The following is an 18,974-nucleotide window of genomic DNA, read 5'->3' as shown; positions in this document are numbered from 1 at the left end:
ATGTGGCCAACTTGCTCGAGGACTTGCAGGGTAGCGGCAGCCAGCGCAAAGTGGCCTGAACAGAACGATGGAAGACGTGACACAGCCCGCACCCACTCCCCCTATTTCGGCGGAACGGCACGTGCATGTTCACGTGCATGTACGCGTGGGGAAGTGTGATATCGCGATTCCTGTTGACCAAGTCCGCCAGGCCCTTCCATTGCCGCCACAGGGACTGACGCTCCTGCCGCGCCGCAGTGGTGGGTTAGTTGGAGTCGCCGACGTCGAGGGTCAGGCGGTACCGATTGTCGCGCTGGAGCGCTGGGTTCCTCTGGAGGCCGAGAGTGACGCTGCTGCCTTGCAAAGATTACTTGTGCTGCAGCACGCGGACGGGCTGGTCGGCATCCGGGTAGACGCAGTGCTCGGCGTCAAGACAGTCGCTTTAGGGGCCATCCGAAAGGTGCACCATGAGCAGGATGACACCGAGCTGTTCGAGTCTGTGGTACCAGCGTCATCGAGCGGTCCAGCTTTGTGCATTTTGGAAGTGGCGCGCCTGATGCGGCTTGGAAAGATTTGGTGCGAACAAGCACAATTGGCCCCGGCCGCATCAGTGGCAGCTGACACTTCTGAAGCCCGGACCTCAACACAAGGCAGCAAAACACAACGCTACGCGGTCTTCCGAATAGGTCAGGAGCGATGGGCGGTCGCCGTGAACGCAGTGGAGCGTGTGGTGCCCGTGCCCGACACCGAGCTGGCGCTAGGGCCCAGTGGTCGCAGCTGGGCCATTGGTCAGTGGCAGGGGCGCAAGCTTGCCTTGGTAGACATAAGCGAAGGCCGACAAGCCAGTGACCGGGAAGCAGCGCCGTGGATGGTACTTTTGAGCCATGGGCCGCTCCTGCTCGGGCTGACGGTGTCGGAGTGCATACAGTTTTTGGACTTACCACAGGTCGCAGTAGCAATCATGCCCAACGATGCGTTGTTGGCCGGTGTAGCTTTGTCACAAGATGGCACCAAGCAGCAGGTTCTTGATGTGGCCAAGCTCTTTGCGGTGACGCCCGAGGCGTCTATCAGTCGAAATGGTTCAGGGGCAACGGGGTCCCAAGGCCTTAACCCGCAGTCCGAAGAGACCGAGCCTTTGCCTTATCTGGTGTTCGACGCGGGTCAGCGCTATGCAACGCCGGTGGAGGGGATTTGGGGGGTGGTGGAGTTGTCTTCGCAGGCCAGGGAGGATCTTCGTTCGGGAAGCCCTGCCTTCCTGGCTTGGCGTGGTCAGACCATTCGTCTCGTCAACCTGCCCGCCATAGCCAAGTCTGTGGCGCACACGGCCCCCCTTCTGGCAGTGATCGTGCAGGCGCCAGGAGACATGGTCCAACCCATCGGAATAGCCGTCAACGGCCTGACCGACTGGTTGCCCGCACACAGCGCACGACGCAGCGGCATGCGCATGGGTGCCCTCGGGGAGTTTGGGTTGATCAATGCGAAAGGCACGGTGGAGCACGCCAACCTCGTGGTGGTGGACTTGGCCCAGATGGCGCATATGCTGGGGTGAGCAAGAGGATCTATCCGTCCCCTCACCGCTGAATACAACTCAGGATTGACGATGACACCCGCACCGATACCCGCCGATGAAGCCGATCGACTGACTGCGCTGCGTGAGCTTTTGCTGCTCGACACGCCCCCGGAGGAGCGGTACGACAGGCTCGCCCGCTTCGCAGCCGAACAGTTGAATGTCCCAATTGCCCTTCTGACTCTGGTGGATGGTCAACGACAGTGGTTCAAGTCGCGCATAGGCCTTGAGGTTGCCGAGACCACCCGCGACATCTCCTTTTGCGGGCACGCGATCATGAAGTCTGAGCTTTTTGTTATCGAGGACGCTAGCGTCGACCCTCGATTTTTTGACAACCCTCTTGTGACAGGTGAGCCCAACATCCGGTTTTATGCCGGCGCCCCACTCCAGGATACCCGCGGCCATAACATTGGTACGCTGTGCGTGATTGACACCAAGCCGCGCAAGTTGGATCAGGTGGAACTGGCGATTCTGGATGCCCTGCGCAAATTAGCGAATGAGACCCTGTCTGGAAAAGAGGGCGAGGAATGACAACGCTGAGTCGGGTTCTGCTGGTGGAGCCACAGTTTGTGTTACGGCGCACCATTGCCATGGTGGGTCGTGATCTTGGCATAGTTGACTTCCACGAGGCGAGCAGTGTGGGCCGCGCCCGGACGCTGCTGATGACGGACACCTTCGCAGGACTTGTGTTGGACCTGCAGGAAGGGCAACAAGCGCTTGATTTGATAAGCGACATCAGGCGGAGCCAATTGGCGCCCCCTAATGACCTGAGGATCGTTGTTTTAGCCGCAGATTTATTGCCCGGCGAAGCCTCACGCCTTCAGGAACTGCAGGTTCAGTGCGTGCTCACTAAACCGCTACGCATCAGCGATCTTCTCAAAGCCATAGTAGTGCCAAAATGACCAGGCTCCAGCGCAAGCTCGGCACAGTCACCGGCCATTTTAGGATGGCCTCAGCATTGTGAATCTCCCCTGGTCACGATTGCATCGGCCCCGACACATTGCGAATTTGCTCTGACGCCGCATCGATTCGACCTCGCATCCACGCAGCTAAAGCATCTCCCGGAATTGGTTTGCTGTACAGGTACCCTTGCATGGTGTGACAGCCCATCGCGAGCAACATGTCCGATTGTTCCTGTGTTTCCACGCCTTCTGCAATCAGCCCCATATGCAAGCTCCTGCCCAACTGGATGATGGCGGTGGCAATGGACACGCTTTGGCTCGACGTCGTCAGGTTCGACACGAATGACCTGTCTATTTTGAGTACATCAATGGGTAGCTGGCTGAGGTATGCCAAGCTCGAATAACCTGTCCCAAAATCATCCAGCGAGACTCTGAAGCCGCGCTTCCTCAGGCGCTCCAGAAGGTGTCGTAGGTTGTCCGCGTCACGCATCAGCAAACCTTCCGTGATCTCCAACTCAATGCACTCTGGCTCCACGCCATGAATTCTGCACTGTTCGCACAGCGATTCGAAATAATCCGGTTGTGCGAACTGGACGATGGAAACATTGATGGCAACATGAAGTTTGTAGCCCAATAGTCGAGCTGCCGTGATCTGTTTGCAGGCATCCGCGAGAACCGCACGGCTCAAGGGAATGATCAGTCCCGTCTCCTCCGCGTAGGCAATAAATTCTGAAGGGGGAATCAAATTGCCAGCTTCATCGCGAAGCCGGACAAGGGCTTCGACGGTGTCCACCCTTTGGCTTGGCACGTCAATCTGTGGTTGGTAATGGACCTCAACCCTGCCGCTGTCAATGGCTGCGCGGAGGGTTTTTCCTGTTCGGCTGCGTTGCATCAGCATGTGCTCTATGGAGGCCGAGTGAAAGCTGTACCGGCTGCGCCCATCGGATTTGGATCGGTAAAGTGCCGAATCAGCGTGTCGCATGAGATCCTCTCGCGTCAACGCGTCGTCCGGGTACACACTGATGCCCACACTGCAACCAACATGGAAATCGATACCCTCGATTGCAATGGCTGCCGACACGACGTCAATGGCGGCTTGAGCAGCAATGCGTGCGTGCTCAGCTGATTGGATTTCAGGCAGCAAAATCATGAACTCGTCGCCACCCTGCCTGCTGACCGTGGCGTTGCTGGCAAAGGCCGCTTTCAGCCGCTCTGCCACGACGCGCAGGATCGAGTCACCGATGTGGTGGCCGTACGAGTCGTTGACGAATTTGAAATGGTCCAGATCCACAATCATCAGCGCCAGCGAGTTGCGCGTTGCCACGGCTGACCGAATTGCCTGTGTTATCCGGTCTGCCAAAAGCAGGCGGTTGGGCAGGTCTGTGAGCTGGTCGTGCTGCGCCAGATGGGTCATCTTGATGGCCATGGCGCGTGTTTCGCTCACGTCATGAAAAACAATCACTGCGCCAGTGATGTTGCCTTCAACATCTCGGATAGGGGAGGCAGAGTCTTCGACATGCACCTTGTTGCCGTTGCGGGTAACGAGCAAGGTATCCAGCGCCATTCCGACCTTTCTTTGCTGCCTGAGCGCGATACGGATCGGATTCTGGAGCGGAGAGTCCTCCCCATCGCTCAAAAGAGGCATGATGGTCTCTATTGGCTGCCCAACGGCATCTGCCATATCCCATTCGGTCATTGTCTCCGCCACCGGGTTCACATAGGTGATGCGGCCGAAGGCATCCGTTGCAATCACGCTGTCGCCGATGGACCTGAGAATCACCTGCGCACGTTCTCGCTCCGCACCCAATGCAGCTTGGGCCTCAGTGACTTCAGTCACGTCCGTGATCAGGAGCAAAGCACCCCAATTGTTTTGGGCATCCGGCCGCAGTGCCGCTGAAGCGTGGATGTGGCGTCTGCTGCCGTCGCTGGCTCGGTATGTCATTGCGAGGGTGGACTGGGTGGCATGCCCTTGGCTTCCGGCCAGTTGCATCAAATTGCGAAGCAGAGGCAGAAGGCTCTCTGCGACCCGATCACCAAAAACCTCCCCAATCGGCTTCCCCCTGAATCCACCAGACGGAACACCAAACCAGCGCCCGTCATGGTCGTTGCACAGCTGGCACAGGAGACCGCCATCCCAGAACGTAACGTGCCCCGGTACGTTCCTGATCACGTGGGCCAGGTCTCGCTGCGCCCTCAGAAGCCTTTGTTGCTCACGGCGAAGGGCCAGCTGAACCTGTACCCGGGCTCTTACCAGCTGGACGTTGAACGGCTTGGTCACAAAGTCTGATGCGCCCACCTCAAATGCCTTGAGTTCATGTTCCAGGTCATCGTTACTGGTAATGAAAATGATGGCAGCGTCCTGCGTTTCGGTGCAGGATTTCAGGTCTGAACACAGCTGATAGCCGTCGCGCTCCGGCATGGAAATATCCAAAAGCACCACGCTGGGCCGCAGTTGCTTTGCCAGACCCATGACCTCAGTTGCCTGGGTCGTGAATGACACGACACCCAGCTCTTTGACGACTGCATGCAACGTGCGCACACAGACGACGTCATCGTCCACTATCAGAATATGTGCCGCCTGATCGTCAGAATGCTCATGATCAGGCGTTGCTTTGGTAGACATGGAGGGATGCCACTTTATAAGACGTCGGTGTTCAGCTTCCTCCTTTCAGTGTGCATCATCTTTTCAATTTCGCAGCATGCGGAGTGTCCTAGGTGCGGTCGCCGCTAACTGCGGGGCGCACCTCGATTTGCTGGCTGACAGGGTAAACAGTCCTTGCGGATAGCGAAGTTATTAGGCTATCGTGTAAACATCCAGCCGCTGGGTGGAGAGCATGGCAGCGGCGAAGAGACTGGTGCGTGGCGTATAAAGTAGCCGAGCCCGGCAAACCCGATCAATATGGAGTCCAGACACGCATGCCTCCTTCGCTGCTGCTGGTTGACGACGACCCGACGCTGATTCAGCTGATGGGTCGGCTACTGGGTGATCTGGGGCGCATACGCTTTGCCACCAGCGGGGAGGCCGCGCTGCGGCAGGCCCATGCCGAACGTCCCGACCTGATCCTGCTGGACGCCGAGATGCCTGGCATGAACGGCTTTGACACCTGCGTCGCGCTCAAGGCCGCACCGGACTTGAGCGAGGTGCCAGTGATCTTCGTGACGTCACACACCGACCTCGATCATGAAATGCTGGGCTTCAGCGTGGGCGCTGCCGACTTCATCCACAAGCCTGTCAGCGAACATATTCTGCGCGCTCGCGTCACAACCCACTTGCGTCTCAAGCAGATGTCTGATGAGTTGCGCCGCCTGGCCAACACCGATGCGCTGACCGAGCTGCCCAATCGCCGCGCGTTCGACGCGGCGCTGGCCCGGGAATGGGCGCGCTCGCTCCGAGAGACCCAGCCGCTGTGCTGCCTCATGGTGGATATCGACCACTTCAAGGACTACAACGACCGTTACGGCCATCCAGCCGGCGACGTGTGCTTGAACCGCGTCGCGCAGGCGCTCCGTGGCGCATTATTGCGCCCAACGGACATGGTAGCCCGGTACGGCGGCGAGGAGTTCGCCGTGCTGCTGCCCAACACCACCCGGGACGGCGGCTGTCTCGTAGCTGAGCGCCTGCTCCAGGCCGTACTCGAGCTTCACTTGCCCCATGAGGGAGGAGTCGCAGACGGCATTGTCTCGGTCAGCATTGGTGTGGCCTCTTCGGACGAATCGACGGAGCAGCAAGGCAACGCAGCCGTTGGCGAGCCAGACAGCGCCGACCTGATGCGACGAGCCGACCGTGCGCTGTACCTTGCCAAACATCAAGGCAGGGGAATGGCACGGACGATAGAACCGCCGCCGGGGGCCGTCTCACCGCAATCTGGCGAAGGCCTGCGCGCCAATCTCGATTCCGCGGAGCGCTATTCATGAAGATGCCGGGCACGGCCCTCCGCGTGGGATTGTTCTGCACGCAGGCGGCTCTGGCCGCGGCCTATTGCGGCCGCTTCGAGTTCGGCCTGCGCGGCATCGTTGTGCCCCAGAACGGGCTTCCCACACCGGCGCAGGGCAAGCGCTATGCGAGAAGCAGCTAGGCGACAAGAAATTCTCCAGCGCCTGCGCCTTTGGCCTAAGCTGGCGCGTCATGCCAGTCAACGTTTCGGCGTTCAAGGACATTGTGCGGACCGATGGTGATCCGCCGTCGGTGATACGTCAGACGCTGCAGACGTCGGCGTGCCCCTACAGGGAGGTCCGAACAGGTGCAGTTTTAAGGCCACTTCGGCGCGGGCCGGGCGCAGGGGCCCGCCCATAATCGCTTTCTAGGAGCAAAGGCTTTGCGAACTTCAAATCGACCGAGTCAGGGAAGAGGACCGAACAGGTTCTGGTTTGCGGTGTGCTTGGTGGGGCTGGTGGTGTTGGCCGGTGCCAGCCGCGCTGCGACGTTGACGCTGGCAGTGGCCGACATCCCTTACTCGGCCCCAGTGCTCATCGCTGAGGCCGAGGGATACTTCGCGACCGAGGGCCTGGCCCTGAACATCAAGCACTACCCGGTCGGGCGGATCTGCCTGGAACGGCTGCTGGCCGGCGAGGCGCACTTCGCTACCGTGGCCGACACGCCCATCATGCTGGCCGGGTTCACCCGGCGCGACTTCGGCATCCTGGCCACTACAACAGTATCAGGGCGCGAGAACCAGATCGTGGCGCGCACCGACCGAAGCATCCTTCAACCCGCCGACCTGCAAGGCAAACGGCTGGGCGTCATCCCGGGCACCAGCGGACACTACTTTGCCGACACCTTCATGCTCTTCCACGGGGTGAAGATCGACAACGTGACCGAGCAGCCCCTGGAGCCCAAGGACCCTGTCGGTGCCCTGGTGCGTGGCGAGGTGGATGCAGCGGCGCTGTTCGGTACCCATGTCACGGACGCGTTGAATCGGCTGGGGCCGCAGGGCAGGTTGATGCCCGGCCCTGCATTCTTCAGCGTCACCTTCAACATTGTCAGCCGCCCAGCCAGCCAGGGTGTCAGCGACGACGATGCCATTAAGCTGCTGCGGGCCGTGCAGCGCGCCTCGGTCCTGCTGCAGCGCGAACCCGAGCGCGCCCGTGCCATCGTGGCCAAGGCGCTCAAGGTTTCTGTGGAGGACCTGGCAAAGACCTGGGACGGCTTCGAGTTCCGGTTGCAGCTGTCGCAGTCACTGATCACCACTCTGGAGGCCGAGGCCCGCTGGGCGTTGCGTCGACGGCTGGTGCCTGCCGGCGAGATACCCGACTACCTGGACCTGGTGCGCACCGAACCGCTGAAGAAGCTCGCCCCGCGCGCGGTGAACGTCATCAAGTGAGCCGAGCTTGCAAGTCCGCCGCCTGATGTTGTGGGGCATGACACTGGCCTTCGGGCTGGTGGTCGTGCACCAAGTCGCCGTCGAGTTGCTGGAACGGCAGCACGAACGCATCGATACCGTGCAGCTGGCAGTCGGCAAGGTCTCGCGCGACGCTGCTGGTCTGCTGATTCTGACGCAGGACTATCTGCTGCACGGTCATGCGCGGGCGCGGCGGCAGTGGCATGCCGTGCACACCGAGCTGACCCATACCCTGCACGAACTCGACGGCCCCGCATTGGGCCTGAACAAGGACATCGACGATTTGGTCGGCGTAAGCGAAGGCCTGCCACCCCTCTTTGCCGCGCTGGAATCGGCGGCCGGGGCGGGCGCCGCCGATGCCGAGGGCGCGCGGCGACAGATGCTGTCCGACAACCTGGTGGCTGAAACGCGCCGCATCAGCGAAGGGGCCTTCGACATGGCCAGCCGACTGATCGAAATGCGCAGCCAGCAACAGCGCCGGCTGCGCTTCGCGACGTTGGCCGCGAATGTTTCGCTGGCTGCACTGCTGTCAGGTCTGGTGGCCGTGGTGTTGCAGCGCGTGCTGCGCCCGATGCGCACGCTGCAAGACACAGCGCGCCGCATCGAGGCCGGCGAGCTGCAAGCCCGCAGCGCCTACGTGGCGGGGGATGAGTTCGGCTCGCTCTCGCACAGCTTCGACGCCATGATCCAGGCCCTGCAGGACCGCGAGACCGCGCTGGAAGCCACCCGCAGAGACCTTCGCACCGTGCTTGACGCTGTGCCCTCGATGATCGGCTACTGGGACCGAAACCTAGACAACCGCGTCGCCAACGAGGCTTACCACGCCTGGTTCGGTGTAGATCCCGGCACCCTACCTGGGCGCAACATGTGTGACCTGCTCGGACCCACGCTGTTCGAGTCAAACCGGCCGTATATCGAAGCGGCGCTGCGCGGCGAGCCGCAGACCTTCGAGCGCTCTATCCCGCGTCTCGACGGCCAGGGTCTACGCCACTCGCTGGCCCACTATCTGCCCGACCGCCAGGGCGACGAGGTGAAGGGCTTCTACGTCATCGTTCACGACGTCACCGAGCTGAAAGAGGGCCGCCTGCAACTGGCCGCCGCCTTGCGCGAGAACGAGGCCTTGCTGGTGGCGATTCAGAAGTACGCCATGTTCTCCGAAATGGGCCCGGACGGCCGCTTCATCACGGTCAACGACAACGTCTGCCAGCTCACCGGGTTCTCGCGTGAGGAGCTGCTCGGGCAAACCTACGCCGTGCACCAGCCCCAGCTCGGATCGGGCAACTTCGGCAGCGAGATCTGGCCTGCCTTGCGCGCCGGCCGGGCCTGGCAGGGTGAGATCGGCGGCGTCGCGAAGAATGGCAGTGTGTACTGGACCTACGCGGTGATGGTGCCCGTGAAGACCGTCGACGGCTCGATTCGGAAGTACGTATCGATCTGCACCGACATCACGGCACAGAAGCGCCTCGCGCAGGAAGTCCAGCGCAGCAACGAACGCTTCGAGCTGGCAGCCGGCGCCGCAGGCATCGGCGTGTGGGACTACGACGTTGTAGCCGGCACCCTTGTTTGGGATGACCAGATGTATGCGTTGTACGGCCGCCATCGCTCCGGCGGTCTTGAACCCTACACGCTGTGGAGCGAAAGCGTTCATCCCGAAGACAGGGCCAGCAGCCAGAAGGCACTCCAGGACGCCATTGACGGGCATGCGGAATTCGAGCCGCTGTTTCGTATCGTCAGGCCCGGCGGTGAGGTGCGGCAGCTCAAAGCCATGGCCCGCGTCGTTCGGGACACCGATGGCCGACCGCTGCGTATGATCGGCGTCAACTCCGATGTAACCGAGAGGCTGGACACCGAAGCCGCGCTGCGAGCAAATGAGAGCCTGCTGCGGCGAGTTGGGCACATGGCCCTGGTAGGAGGCTGGCGGGTCGACATAAAGGCCGGCCAGCTGTACTGGAGCGAGCAGACGCGCGCCATCCACGAAGTGCCGGCTGACGTCGAGCCGACGCTTGACACAGCCATCACGTTCTACGCGCCCGAGAGCCGTCCGTTGATCACCGATGCCGTGAACCGGGCGATCGCCAGCGGCCAAGGCTGGGACCTGGAGTTGCGCCTGATCACCTATACCGGCCGATCCGTTTGGGTGCGGGCGATGGGCGAGGTTGAGTTCGACGCCCACGGAGAGCCGGCTCAACTGGTTGGAGCCTTCCAGGACATCACCGAGCGCCGGCGCACAGACGACCTGCTCCGCGCGGCAACCGCCGCGGCCGAGGCCGCCAGCGCAGCCAAGAGCGCCTTTCTGGCCAACATGAGCCACGAGATCCGCACGCCGCTGAACGCAGTGATTGGGCTGGCACACCTGCTGCAGCGCACGCTGCTGAGCCCCGAGCAGGCACCCTACGTTCAGAACATCCTGCTGTCGGGCAAGTCGCTGCTGGGCATCCTCAACGACGTGCTGGACCTGTCCAAGATCGAGGCCGGCGAGATGGGACTGGAGCGCACGACCTTCAGCCTGCGCGACGTGAGCTCGTCGCTGCAGGCGGTCTTCGAGGAGCATGCCCGCAACAAGGGCCTGGCCCTGGCCGTGACCCCTGATGCCACGCTGCCGGATGCCTTGCTGGGCGACCCCACGCGGCTGCGCCAGATCCTGGTCAACCTGTTGGGCAATGCGATCAAGTTCACCGAGCACGGTCTGGTCGCACTGAGCATCCAGGCGCTGGCGGCGCCGGTCGGCCAGTGCCGCTTGCGCTTCGAGGTGAGAGACACCGGCGTGGGCATCGCCGCAGACGTGCTGCCCACGCTGTTCGCCCCCTTCTCGCAAGCCGATGCGTCCACCACGCGACGCTTTGGCGGCACGGGGCTGGGCCTGTCGATCACCAAGCACCTGGTCGAGCTGATGAGCGGACAGGTGGGCGTGCACAGCACGCCGGGCCAGGGCAGCTGTTTCTGGGTGGAGTTGCCTTTCGAGTTTGGCGACGCCGCTGAGCTCGCGAGCGCAGCGCAAGTTAGTATCGACGGCCCGCGCCTTCAGGGAGTGCGCGTGCTGCTGGTGGACGACAGTGACATCAACCTGCAGGTGGCCGGGCGTTTGCTGGAGCTCGAAGGCGCGCTGGTGCAGCCCGCACGCGACGGCGCCGAGGCGTTGCGCTGGGTGGAGCAGCGCGCTGACTTCGACATCGTGCTGATGGACGTGCAGATGCCCGTCATGGACGGTCTGGAGGCGACGCGCCGCATCCGCGCCTTGACCGAGCGTGCCGGGCTACCCGTCGTGGCGCTGACCGCGGGCAATACCGACAGCGAACACCGCCGCGCACGCGAAGCTGGGATGCAGGACATCCTGTCCAAGCCTATTGACCCGGAGCTGCTGGTGCAGGGCGTGCGACGGCTGATCGGCCGCGCGCCCGTCGGCCCCGTGGTCGCCCAGGTGGCGAGCGACTCCCAGGGATGGCCGCAGATCGAGGGCATCGATGCCGAGGATGCACGCCGTCGGCTGGCGGGCGACGTGAAGCTCTTGCGCAGCATGCTGCAGCGCATGCTCGCGCTGTGCGAGGAATGCCTGGGCGCGCCGGCAACTGCGCCCGAGCAGCGCCAGGCAATGGCGGCACTGATGCACAAGCTCAAGGGCAGCGCGGCCACACTGGGGGCCAAGGGGATCGCTGCCCTGGCAGGGCAGGTCGAGGTGGCCTTCCGGCAGGATCAGACCGAGGCGGTAGCGCCCCTGCTCACTCGGCTCGCCGAGGCGACCGAGCAAGTGCGGGCTGCCTCGGCCGACTGGCTGCGGGCACCGGCGGAGCCGCTACTGACTAAAGCTGGCGCGCCGCCGATAGACCCCCAGCGCCTGGCCGAACTCATGCGTGCTCTGCAGGACGCCAACTTGGGCGGGCTGGACTTGTTCGAGAAGCTGGCGCCTTTGCTGCGCCCCTTGTTCGACGCACTGACCTTTCAGCGCCTCCAAGGGCATGTGGAGAACCTCGAGTTTGACCAGGCCGTTTCGATTCTGAGTGGCTGCATGGTATTTGGAACTGGTAGTACCTACCGTTAGTGCCGATGCAATCTTGAGCAGCTAAACCGCTGCTGATCAGCGGTTAGCGTAATGTCGCACGAATAGCGGCATTCCAGGGTTCGGCCACCCCGCGAGGCTGCACTACGGCACCAAGCCTACTGCCTGCCAAACCGCTTCTCAAACCACCGGTCCAGCAACGCCTTCTCGTACCGCAGCCGGTCCCCGCTCGAATAGCGGTTGCTGGGCACCATGAAGTTCAGGTCGCTGAGCACTTCTTCGCCGCCGGACACGGGGGCGCTGTCATCGCGCACGAGGCTGTAGCGCAGCTTGATGCGCGGCCCTGTGACATCGGTGACCACCCGTACGTCCGAGCCACCCAGGCCCATGGGCGGGAAGTGGCCGGCCAGGTCGATGTCCAGTACATCGACCTTGAGGGTGTCGGTAGGCGCCAGGCCCCGCGTGGCCAGGCGCTGCAGGTGCTGCTCCACGTCGCGCAGCACCTGGGCGCGGTCGGATTCGTTCGCCACGGGGTGCGCATAACTGGCATCGGTGTACTTTTGCGGCGCGGTGAACGTGACGCTGGCGGTTCCCGCCGCCGCGCTGGTCGCCGTGATGGCGGCACAGGCGGCGAGCAGGCCGGCAGCCAGAAGGCGGGCGGGGCGTGGTGGGGGCAGCAATGGCAGCAGCAGCGACATGGCGCGTTTCTCCTTGAATGGCTGGCAGTGTGACGCAGGGCGGCGGTACGTGGTTCCATTCCACCATCGATGGGTCGGGCCGCCGGCAGGGATTGCAGCACTCGGTCGATCGGTCCTCCTACCTCCGGGGACCAATCGGGGTGGAAGGGACCCCTGCGACCTTCTTTCCCCGGGTGCAACAGCCCCAGACAGGCGGCGTTGCGTGCCCCGCAATGCCCATTTGCGTTGCAATGGTGCAACGTATTGATAACTACTTTGCTGCGAATTTTGTAGCGGCGGGCCTCGCATTGCGGTGGATTGGGGTTTTCCCGCCACGGCACGGATGGGCCAATGGCGGGCTTTACCGAGGATGGTCTACCCGTTCGGATGCCGCTAAATTAAAATGCGAATAGTTGTCGTTCTGATTTGTTTCTAGAATCAACCCGGCAGCCCAAATGCACCGCCGCTGGTTGTATGACCTCCTGTTCTGGATTCGACCCGGCCCTGGCCGGTTTGGGTTCGCTCGTCTTTTTCTTGTTTCCTGGCCCCACCCACCATGCATTCCTCGATCGCCCGCGCTTCTCATCGCTTCGCTCCCCGTCCCCTGGCCCTGCTGATCCGCCAATGCCTGGGCGCCGGGCTGGCCATTGCCGCCGTGGGTGCCGTGGCGCAGACTGCGGCGGGCTCCGGCACCACGCTCGACGAAGTGAAGGTGCGCGAGCAGGCCGAGGCCATCGGCGGCCTGCAGAAGACCTACCACGGCGGCCAGTTCGCGCGCGGCGGTGACCTGGGCATCCTGGGCCGCACCGACCAGATGAACGTGCCGTTCAGCACCACCAACTACACGAACGAGCTGATCCAGAACCAGCAGGCCCTGACGGTGGCCGACGTGGTGATGAACGACGCCTCTGTGCGCAGCCTGCAGGCACGCGGCGGCTACGGCGATGACTTCCAGGTGCGTGGCCTCACGGTGTCCAACACCGACGTGAGCCTGAACGGCTTGTTCGGCCTGAGCCCCTCGACCCGCATCCCGCTGGAAATGATCGAGCGCGTGGAAGTGCTCAAGGGCCCCGGCGCCCTGACCAACGGCGTGGGCCCCAGCGGCAGCGTGGGCGGCAGCATCAACCTGGTGACCAAGCGTGCGGCCGACACGCCGCTGACGCGCCTGACCACCAGCTACATGGGCAAGGCCCAGTTCGGCGCCCAACTGGACGTGGGCCGCCGCTTCGGTGAAGACAACCAGTGGGGCGTGCGCGCCAATGCGCTGGTGCGCAACGGCGAAGGCAATGTCGACGGTGGCCGCCAGCGCGCCGATGTGGCAGCCCTTGGCGTGGACTACGCCGGCAGCCGCCTGCGCTGGTCGCTGGACGCCTTCGCCACCGAAGGCGAAACCCGGCAGTTCCGCCCCCAGACGGCCTTCCGCGCGGGTGTCACGCAGATGCCTGCTGCGCCAGACGCCCGCACCAGCATCTACCCCGGTGCCAACCTGACGGATGACATGCGCACCGTGATGTCGCGCCTGGAATACGACATCAACGACAGCACCACCGTGTACGGTGGCGTGGGCTACACCCACAACACCAACGAGCAGAATTTCCCGACCGCCGGGCTGCGCGTTGACGCTCTGGGCAACTTCACGGTGGCCAACGGCTACTACGATGCCTACAACAAGACCTCGTCGATGGACGCGGGCTTGCGCACGAAATTCCAGACCGGTGGCATCGGCCACACCGTGGCCCTGGCCACGAACTACCTGGACCAGGAGATCGGCTACTTCTACCAGCTGACCAGCACCTACGCCCCATCCAACATCTACAACCCCGCACCGCTGCCGACCATCAACTTCCCGCGCGGCAACCCGAGCAAGAGCAGCGAGCTCAAGCAGCACAGCCTGGCGCTGGCCGACACCATGTCGTTCGACAACGGCCGCTACCTGCTGACGCTGGGCGTGCGTGACCAGACCATCGAACAGGGCAGCTTCAACGTCAACACCGGCGCAGGCACCGGCTACTACAAGGCCAGTGCCGTGACGCCGCTGGCGGGTCTGGTGATCAAACCGACGAAGAACATCTCGGTCTACACCAACTACACCGCGGGCCTGACCCGTGGCGGCACGGCCGGGCCCGGCACGGCGAATGCGGGCGAGACGTTTGCGCCGCAAAAGTCCAAGCAGAACGAAGTGGGCTTGAAGATCGACTGGGGCCAACTGACCACCCAGGCCGCCATCTACCAGATCAAGCGCCCCAGCGCCCTGACCGACCCGGCCACCAACCGCTACAGCTTTGGTGGCGAGCAGCGCAACCGCGGCCTGGAGCTGACGGCCTATGGCGAAATCCAGCGCGGCCTGCGTGCCATGGCCAGCGCCTCGTTCAACACCGCCAAGCTCACGCGCACCGCCGGTGGCGTGAACCAGGGCAACGATGCGGCAGGCGTGCCGGACCGCACCTTCAACCTGGGCCTGGACTGGGATACGCCGCTGCAGGGCCTGAGCGTGAACGGCCGCGTGATCAACACCTCCGGCATGTACGCCGACGCCACCAACCGCCTGCGCGTGCCCGCCTGGACGCGCCTGGACATCGGTGCCCGCTACGCCACCAAGGTGGCCGGCAAGCCCGTGGTGCTGCGCGCCAACCTGGAGAACGTGAGCGACAAGAACTACTGGGTCATCAGCAACTACGTGACCGTGGGCGCGCCCCGCACGCTGATGCTGTCGGCCGCAGTGGACTTCTGACGTATGTGCGTGACCGGAGTCTTGCCATGATGCCCGTGCTGCGCGGTATCTGGCGCGCCGGGCCGCTGGTGTCGCGCATCGTTGCGGCCATCGGCGGCGGCTATGTGCTGGCGGCGCTGTTCAGCGTGGCGGTGCTGGCCCTGCCCATGGCCCGGGCGCAGGCCGTGATCACGGGCATGCTGGCCAGCTTCGCCATCTATACGTGTGCGGTGATCTGGGTGTTTGCCGTGCGCAGCGCGTGGCGCGCCTGGGTTGGCCTGGTGGTGGCGGCGGTGCCGCTGCTGCTGGCCGCATGGACCGCGTGGTCCTCTGCAGGAGCTTCCCAATGACGACGAACAACAACGACGCAGCGGTGGACGAGCCCAAGGCGCCGGGCATTCGCCAGACCATGTCGGACCTGCACACCTGGGCCGGCCTGTTGTGTGGCTGGTTCCTGTATGCGATGTTTCTCACGGGCACCGTGAGCTACTTCAAGGACGAGATCTCGCAGTGGATGCGGCCCGAGCTGCCGCACCGCGCGGTGGTGCCCGATGCGGCCGAGTCGGCCCAGCGCGTCGCCAACCGGCTTGTCCAACTGGTCCCCAATGCGTCGCAGTGGAGCATGCGCCTGCCCGATGAGCGCTACACCACGGTGGACAGCTTCTGGCGCCTGCCACCCGGGCAGGGCCCGGCCGCGAACGGGCGGAATTTTGGCAACGCCAACTTCGACCCCTTGACGGGGGAGAAGGTTGCCTCGCGCGAGACGGTGGGCGGCGATTTCTTCTATCGCTTCCACTTCCAGTTCCACTACATGCCCGTGCGGTGGGGGCGCTGGCTGGCGGGCTTTTGCGCCATGTTCATGCTGGTGGCCATCGTCAGCGGGGTCATCACGCACAAGAAGATCTTCACCGACTTCTTCACCTTCCGCTGGGGCAAGGGCCAGCGCTCGTGGCTTGATGCGCACAACGCGCTGTCGGTGTTCGGGCTGCCGTTCCACTTCATGATCACCTACACCGGCCTGATCACGCTGATGGCGCTGTACATGCCGTTCGGCGAGCAGGCGGCGTACAAGACACCGGCGCAGCGCCAGGAGCTCACGTCGCAGCTCAGCGCCTTCATCCAGCCCGTCAAGCCCACGGGCCAGCCAGCACCGCTGGCGCCGGTGGACGACATGGTGCGCCAGGCCCAGGCGCGCTGGGGCGAGGGCAACCTGGGCCGCGTCACCGCCACCAATGCCGGCGACGCGGCGGCGCGCGTGAGCGTGACGCGGGGTGAAGAGGGTCGCGTCACCATGAGCCCCCAGTACATGCTGTTCGACGGCGTGAGCGGCAAGCTGCTGGAGGTCAAGGAGGGCGTGGGCCCCGCAGCCGAGACGCGTGGCGTGCTGTACTCGCTGCACCTGGGGCGCTTCAGTGACCTGCACATGCGCTGGATGTACTTCATCGTGAGCCTGGCGGGCACCGCGATGGTGGGCACGGGCTTGGTCATGTGGACTGTCAAGCGCCGCCAGAAGCTGGGCGATCTTGCGCAGCCGCACTTCGGCTTTCGCCTGGTGGAAAAGCTCAATATCGCCAGCGTCGCAGGCCTGTCGATTGCCATGGCCGGCTTCCTCTGGGGCAACCGCCTGCTGCCGCAAGGCATGGCCGAGCGCACCGCCTGGGAGGTGCATGTGTTCTTCATCGTCTGGGCACTGACGCTGGCGCACGCCATGCTGCGCCCCTCGCGCCGCGCCTGGATTGAGCAGTTCTGGATCGGCGCGGCCGCGCTGGCCCTGCTGCCCCTGGTCAGCGCACTGACCACAGAACGCCCCCTGTGGCGCAGCCTGGCCGAGGGTGATTGGGTGTTTGCCGGCTTCGAGCTCATGCTCTGGGTGCTGGCCGGCCTGCACGTGTGGCTGGCGGTGCGCACGGCGCGCCACCAGGGGCCCAGGCGCCGGGCGGCACGGGCACCAGCGCCATCCGCACCCACCGGCTCTGCCATGCCCCAGGGGCGCGCGTGATGCACCATCTGCTCACCTTCGTGACCTGCCTGGCCGCCTTCGCGGCGCTGGCACTGGGGACGGAACGCCCGCAGGACGAGCTGTTCGGCCAAGCGCTGGCGCCACGCGCCACCTGGCTGTTGCGCATCGCGGGCTGGGGCGCCCTGGCCCTGGCGATGGCCATCATCGTGCAGGCGCAGGGCTGGGGCATGGGGCTGGTGAGCTACAGCGGCCACACCAGCCTGGCCGCCGGCATCGTGCTGGGTGCGCTGATCGTGCGCGGTCGCATCATCGGCAAACGCTGAACCCGCTCACAGCGTCAGGTCATAGCCCACCGTGATCGGGGCATGGTCCGAGAACTTCACGTCCTTGTAGATGGATTCGGTGCGCGCAAGGGCCGCCAGCGCCGGGGTGGCCAGGTGGTAGTCCAGCCGCCAGCCCACATTGTTGGCGTAGGCCTGCCCGCGGTTGCTCCACCATGTGTACGCGGTGTCGGTGGAGGTTGGTTGTAACTGACGGTAAACGTCGATCAGGCCGCCGCCTTCATCAGTTGTGTGCAACAACTTTGTCATCCAGGCGCGTTCATCGGGCAGGAAGCCGCTGTTCTTCTGGTTGCTGCGCCAGTTTTTCAGGTCGATCTGCTGGTGGGCGATGTTGATGTCGCCACACAGGATGAACTCTCGCTCCCGCTTGAGCTGCATGAGGTGGGGATGGAATTCCGCCAGGAAGCGGTACTTGGCCAGCTGGCGCTCCTCGCCCGAGGAACCGCTGGGAAAGTAGGCGCTGATGATGGACAGCTTGCGCGCGGGGGTGTCAAAGCGCAGTTCGAGGTAGCGGCCCTCGGCGTCGAACTCGGTCGAGCCGTAGCCCACGATCACGTCGCTGGGCAGGTGGCGGGTGTAGATGCCCACGCCCGAATAGCCTTTTTTCTGCGCGTAGTGGAAGTGCCCGTCCATCTCGGCCAGGCGCTCGAAGCGTGTGGCCACGTCGGCGGCCTGTGCCTTGACTTCCTGGACGCAAATACAATCCGGCCGTGTGGCAGCCATCCAGCTTTCCACGCCCTTGGTGGTGGCCGAACGGATGCCATTGAGGTTGAGGCTGGTCAAATTGAACAAGGAATTTCCCATGGTAGATGTTGTTGCGCAGGGCTCGGATGAGGGCCAGCTGGCGCAGGACTTTGTACGGTTTGCCGTCGAATCGGGCGTGCTGCGCTTCGGGGAGTTCAAGACCAAGGCCGGGCGCCTGAGCCCCTATTTCTTCAACGCCGGGCTGTTCGACGACGGTAGCAAGATGGGGCGCCTGGCCGAATTCTATGCAAAAGCCCTGATCGCCAGCGGCATCGAGTTCGACATGGTTTTCGGGCCGGCCTACAAGGGCATCCCGCTGGCCGCGACCGTGGCGGTCGAGCTGGCGCGCCAGGGGCGCAACGTGCCCTTTGCCTACAACCGCAAGGAGGCCAAGGACCATGGCGAGGGCGGCACTCTGGTAGGGGCTCCGCTCCGGGGCCGGGTGCTGATCGTGGACGACGTGATGTCGGCCGGTACCGCCGCGCGCGAGTCGATTGCCCTCATCCAGGCCGCAGGCGCCACCCCCCATGCGGTGGCCATTGCGCTGGACCGGCAGGAGAAAGCCACCGAGAATGGGCTGGACGTAGAGCACAGTGCAGTGCAGTATGTGCGCCAGCAGCTTGGCATGAAGGTTTGTACTATCGCCAGGCTGGCAGACTTATTGCTGTACCTATCGCAAACAGGGGGGGCGGAGATGCGCGCCCATCACGAACGGGTTTCCGCCTACCGCGAGCGGTACGGGGTGAACGAAGGGTAACTAG

The 18,974-nt window shown here is 63.8% G+C and carries 15 protein-coding genes; 12 read left to right on the top strand and 3 right to left on the bottom strand.

All coding sequences use genetic code 11. The features are described 5' to 3' along the window. The first annotated feature begins 67 nt into the window (after positions 1–67). From QYL93_RS11805 to QYL93_RS11795, 3 genes are read left to right on the top strand one after another with little or no spacing between them, the layout of a single operon-like run. A complete protein-coding gene (locus tag QYL93_RS11805) occupies positions 68–1,528 on the top strand; it encodes a chemotaxis protein CheW (RefSeq protein WP_305743800.1) in 1,461 nt (486 codons plus the stop codon). Positions 1,529–1,579: 51 nt separating this feature from the next. Continuing rightward, on the top strand, positions 1,580–2,077 hold the full coding sequence (locus tag QYL93_RS11800; RefSeq protein ID WP_305743799.1) for a GAF domain-containing protein: 498 nt from the start codon (positions 1,580–1,582) through the stop codon (positions 2,075–2,077). After that, entirely contained in the window at positions 2,074–2,448 is a 375-nt protein-coding gene (locus QYL93_RS11795; RefSeq protein WP_305743798.1) for a response regulator, read from the top strand. Before QYL93_RS11800 ends, QYL93_RS11795 begins: the two co-directional genes overlap by 4 nt. Positions 2,449–2,521: 73 nt before the next feature. On the opposite strand, the gene QYL93_RS11790 is transcribed toward QYL93_RS11795, so the two are convergent. Beyond that, complete coding sequence (locus tag QYL93_RS11790) at positions 2,522–5,071, bottom strand: EAL domain-containing protein (protein ID WP_305743797.1); 2,550 nt, start codon at positions 5,069–5,071, stop codon at positions 2,522–2,524. A 293-nt stretch (positions 5,072–5,364) separates the two neighbouring features. On the opposite strand from QYL93_RS11790, the gene QYL93_RS11785 reads away from it, so the two are divergent. The 4 genes from QYL93_RS11785 to QYL93_RS11770 all read left to right on the top strand — a co-directional run bounded on the left by QYL93_RS11785 (position 5,365) and on the right by QYL93_RS11770 (position 11,823). After that, positions 5,365–6,363, top strand: coding sequence for a diguanylate cyclase domain-containing protein (locus QYL93_RS11785; protein ID WP_305743796.1), 999 nt, complete (start codon positions 5,365–5,367; stop codon positions 6,361–6,363). Beyond that, positions 6,360–6,524: a hypothetical protein gene (locus QYL93_RS11780; RefSeq protein WP_305743795.1), complete on the top strand. Its 165-nt coding sequence runs from the start codon at positions 6,360–6,362 to the stop codon at positions 6,522–6,524. Before QYL93_RS11785 ends, QYL93_RS11780 begins: the two co-directional genes overlap by 4 nt. 315 nt (positions 6,525–6,839) lie before the next feature. Next, complete coding sequence (locus tag QYL93_RS11775; protein WP_305743794.1) at positions 6,840–7,769, top strand: ABC transporter substrate-binding protein; 930 nt, start codon at positions 6,840–6,842, stop codon at positions 7,767–7,769. Positions 7,770–7,776: 7 nt separating this feature from the next. Next, positions 7,777–11,823, top strand: coding sequence for a PAS domain-containing protein (locus QYL93_RS11770; RefSeq protein ID WP_305743793.1), 4,047 nt, complete (start codon positions 7,777–7,779; stop codon positions 11,821–11,823). 116 nt (positions 11,824–11,939) lie between these two features. Here QYL93_RS11770 and QYL93_RS11765 read toward each other — a convergent pair whose 3' ends face one another. Further along, the gene (locus tag QYL93_RS11765; protein WP_305743792.1) at positions 11,940–12,479 is read right to left on the bottom strand and encodes a DUF3016 domain-containing protein; all 540 of its coding nucleotides are present in this window, start codon (positions 12,477–12,479) and stop codon (positions 11,940–11,942) included. A gap of 535 nt (positions 12,480–13,014) precedes the next feature. Here QYL93_RS11765 and QYL93_RS11760 point away from each other — a divergent pair. The 4 genes from QYL93_RS11760 to QYL93_RS11745 are packed head-to-tail and all read left to right on the top strand — an operon-like array spanning position 13,015 to position 17,451. Next, a complete protein-coding gene (locus tag QYL93_RS11760) occupies positions 13,015–15,189 on the top strand; it encodes a TonB-dependent siderophore receptor (protein ID WP_305743791.1) in 2,175 nt (724 codons plus the stop codon). A 26-nt stretch (positions 15,190–15,215) separates the two neighbouring features. Beyond that, entirely contained in the window at positions 15,216–15,518 is a 303-nt protein-coding gene (locus QYL93_RS11755) for a DUF3649 domain-containing protein (RefSeq protein WP_305743790.1), read from the top strand. Next, complete coding sequence (locus QYL93_RS11750) at positions 15,515–17,167, top strand: PepSY domain-containing protein (RefSeq protein ID WP_305743789.1); 1,653 nt, start codon at positions 15,515–15,517, stop codon at positions 17,165–17,167. Before QYL93_RS11755 ends, QYL93_RS11750 begins: the two co-directional genes overlap by 4 nt. After that, entirely contained in the window at positions 17,167–17,451 is a 285-nt protein-coding gene (locus QYL93_RS11745) for a DUF3325 domain-containing protein (protein WP_305743788.1), read from the top strand. The genes QYL93_RS11750 and QYL93_RS11745 overlap by 1 nt, the downstream gene beginning before the upstream one ends. A 6-nt stretch (positions 17,452–17,457) precedes the next feature. Here QYL93_RS11745 and QYL93_RS11740 read toward each other — a convergent pair whose 3' ends face one another. Then, positions 17,458–18,261 (bottom strand): exodeoxyribonuclease III, encoded by an 804-nt coding sequence (locus QYL93_RS11740; RefSeq protein ID WP_305743787.1) that lies wholly within the window; start codon positions 18,259–18,261, stop codon positions 17,458–17,460. Positions 18,262–18,271: 10 nt separating this feature from the next. On the opposite strand from QYL93_RS11740, the gene pyrE reads away from it, so the two are divergent. Beyond that, entirely contained in the window at positions 18,272–18,970 is a 699-nt protein-coding gene (gene pyrE, locus QYL93_RS11735; protein WP_305743786.1) for an orotate phosphoribosyltransferase, read from the top strand. Positions 18,971–18,974 lie beyond the last annotated feature (4 nt).

It is taken from the genome of Acidovorax sp. A1169 (assembly GCF_030704685.1).
Taxonomy (GTDB): Bacteria; Pseudomonadota; Gammaproteobacteria; order Burkholderiales; family Burkholderiaceae_C; genus Acidovorax.
Note: the sequence above shows the minus strand (reverse complement) of the source record. Positions and strands in the feature narration are given on the sequence as shown.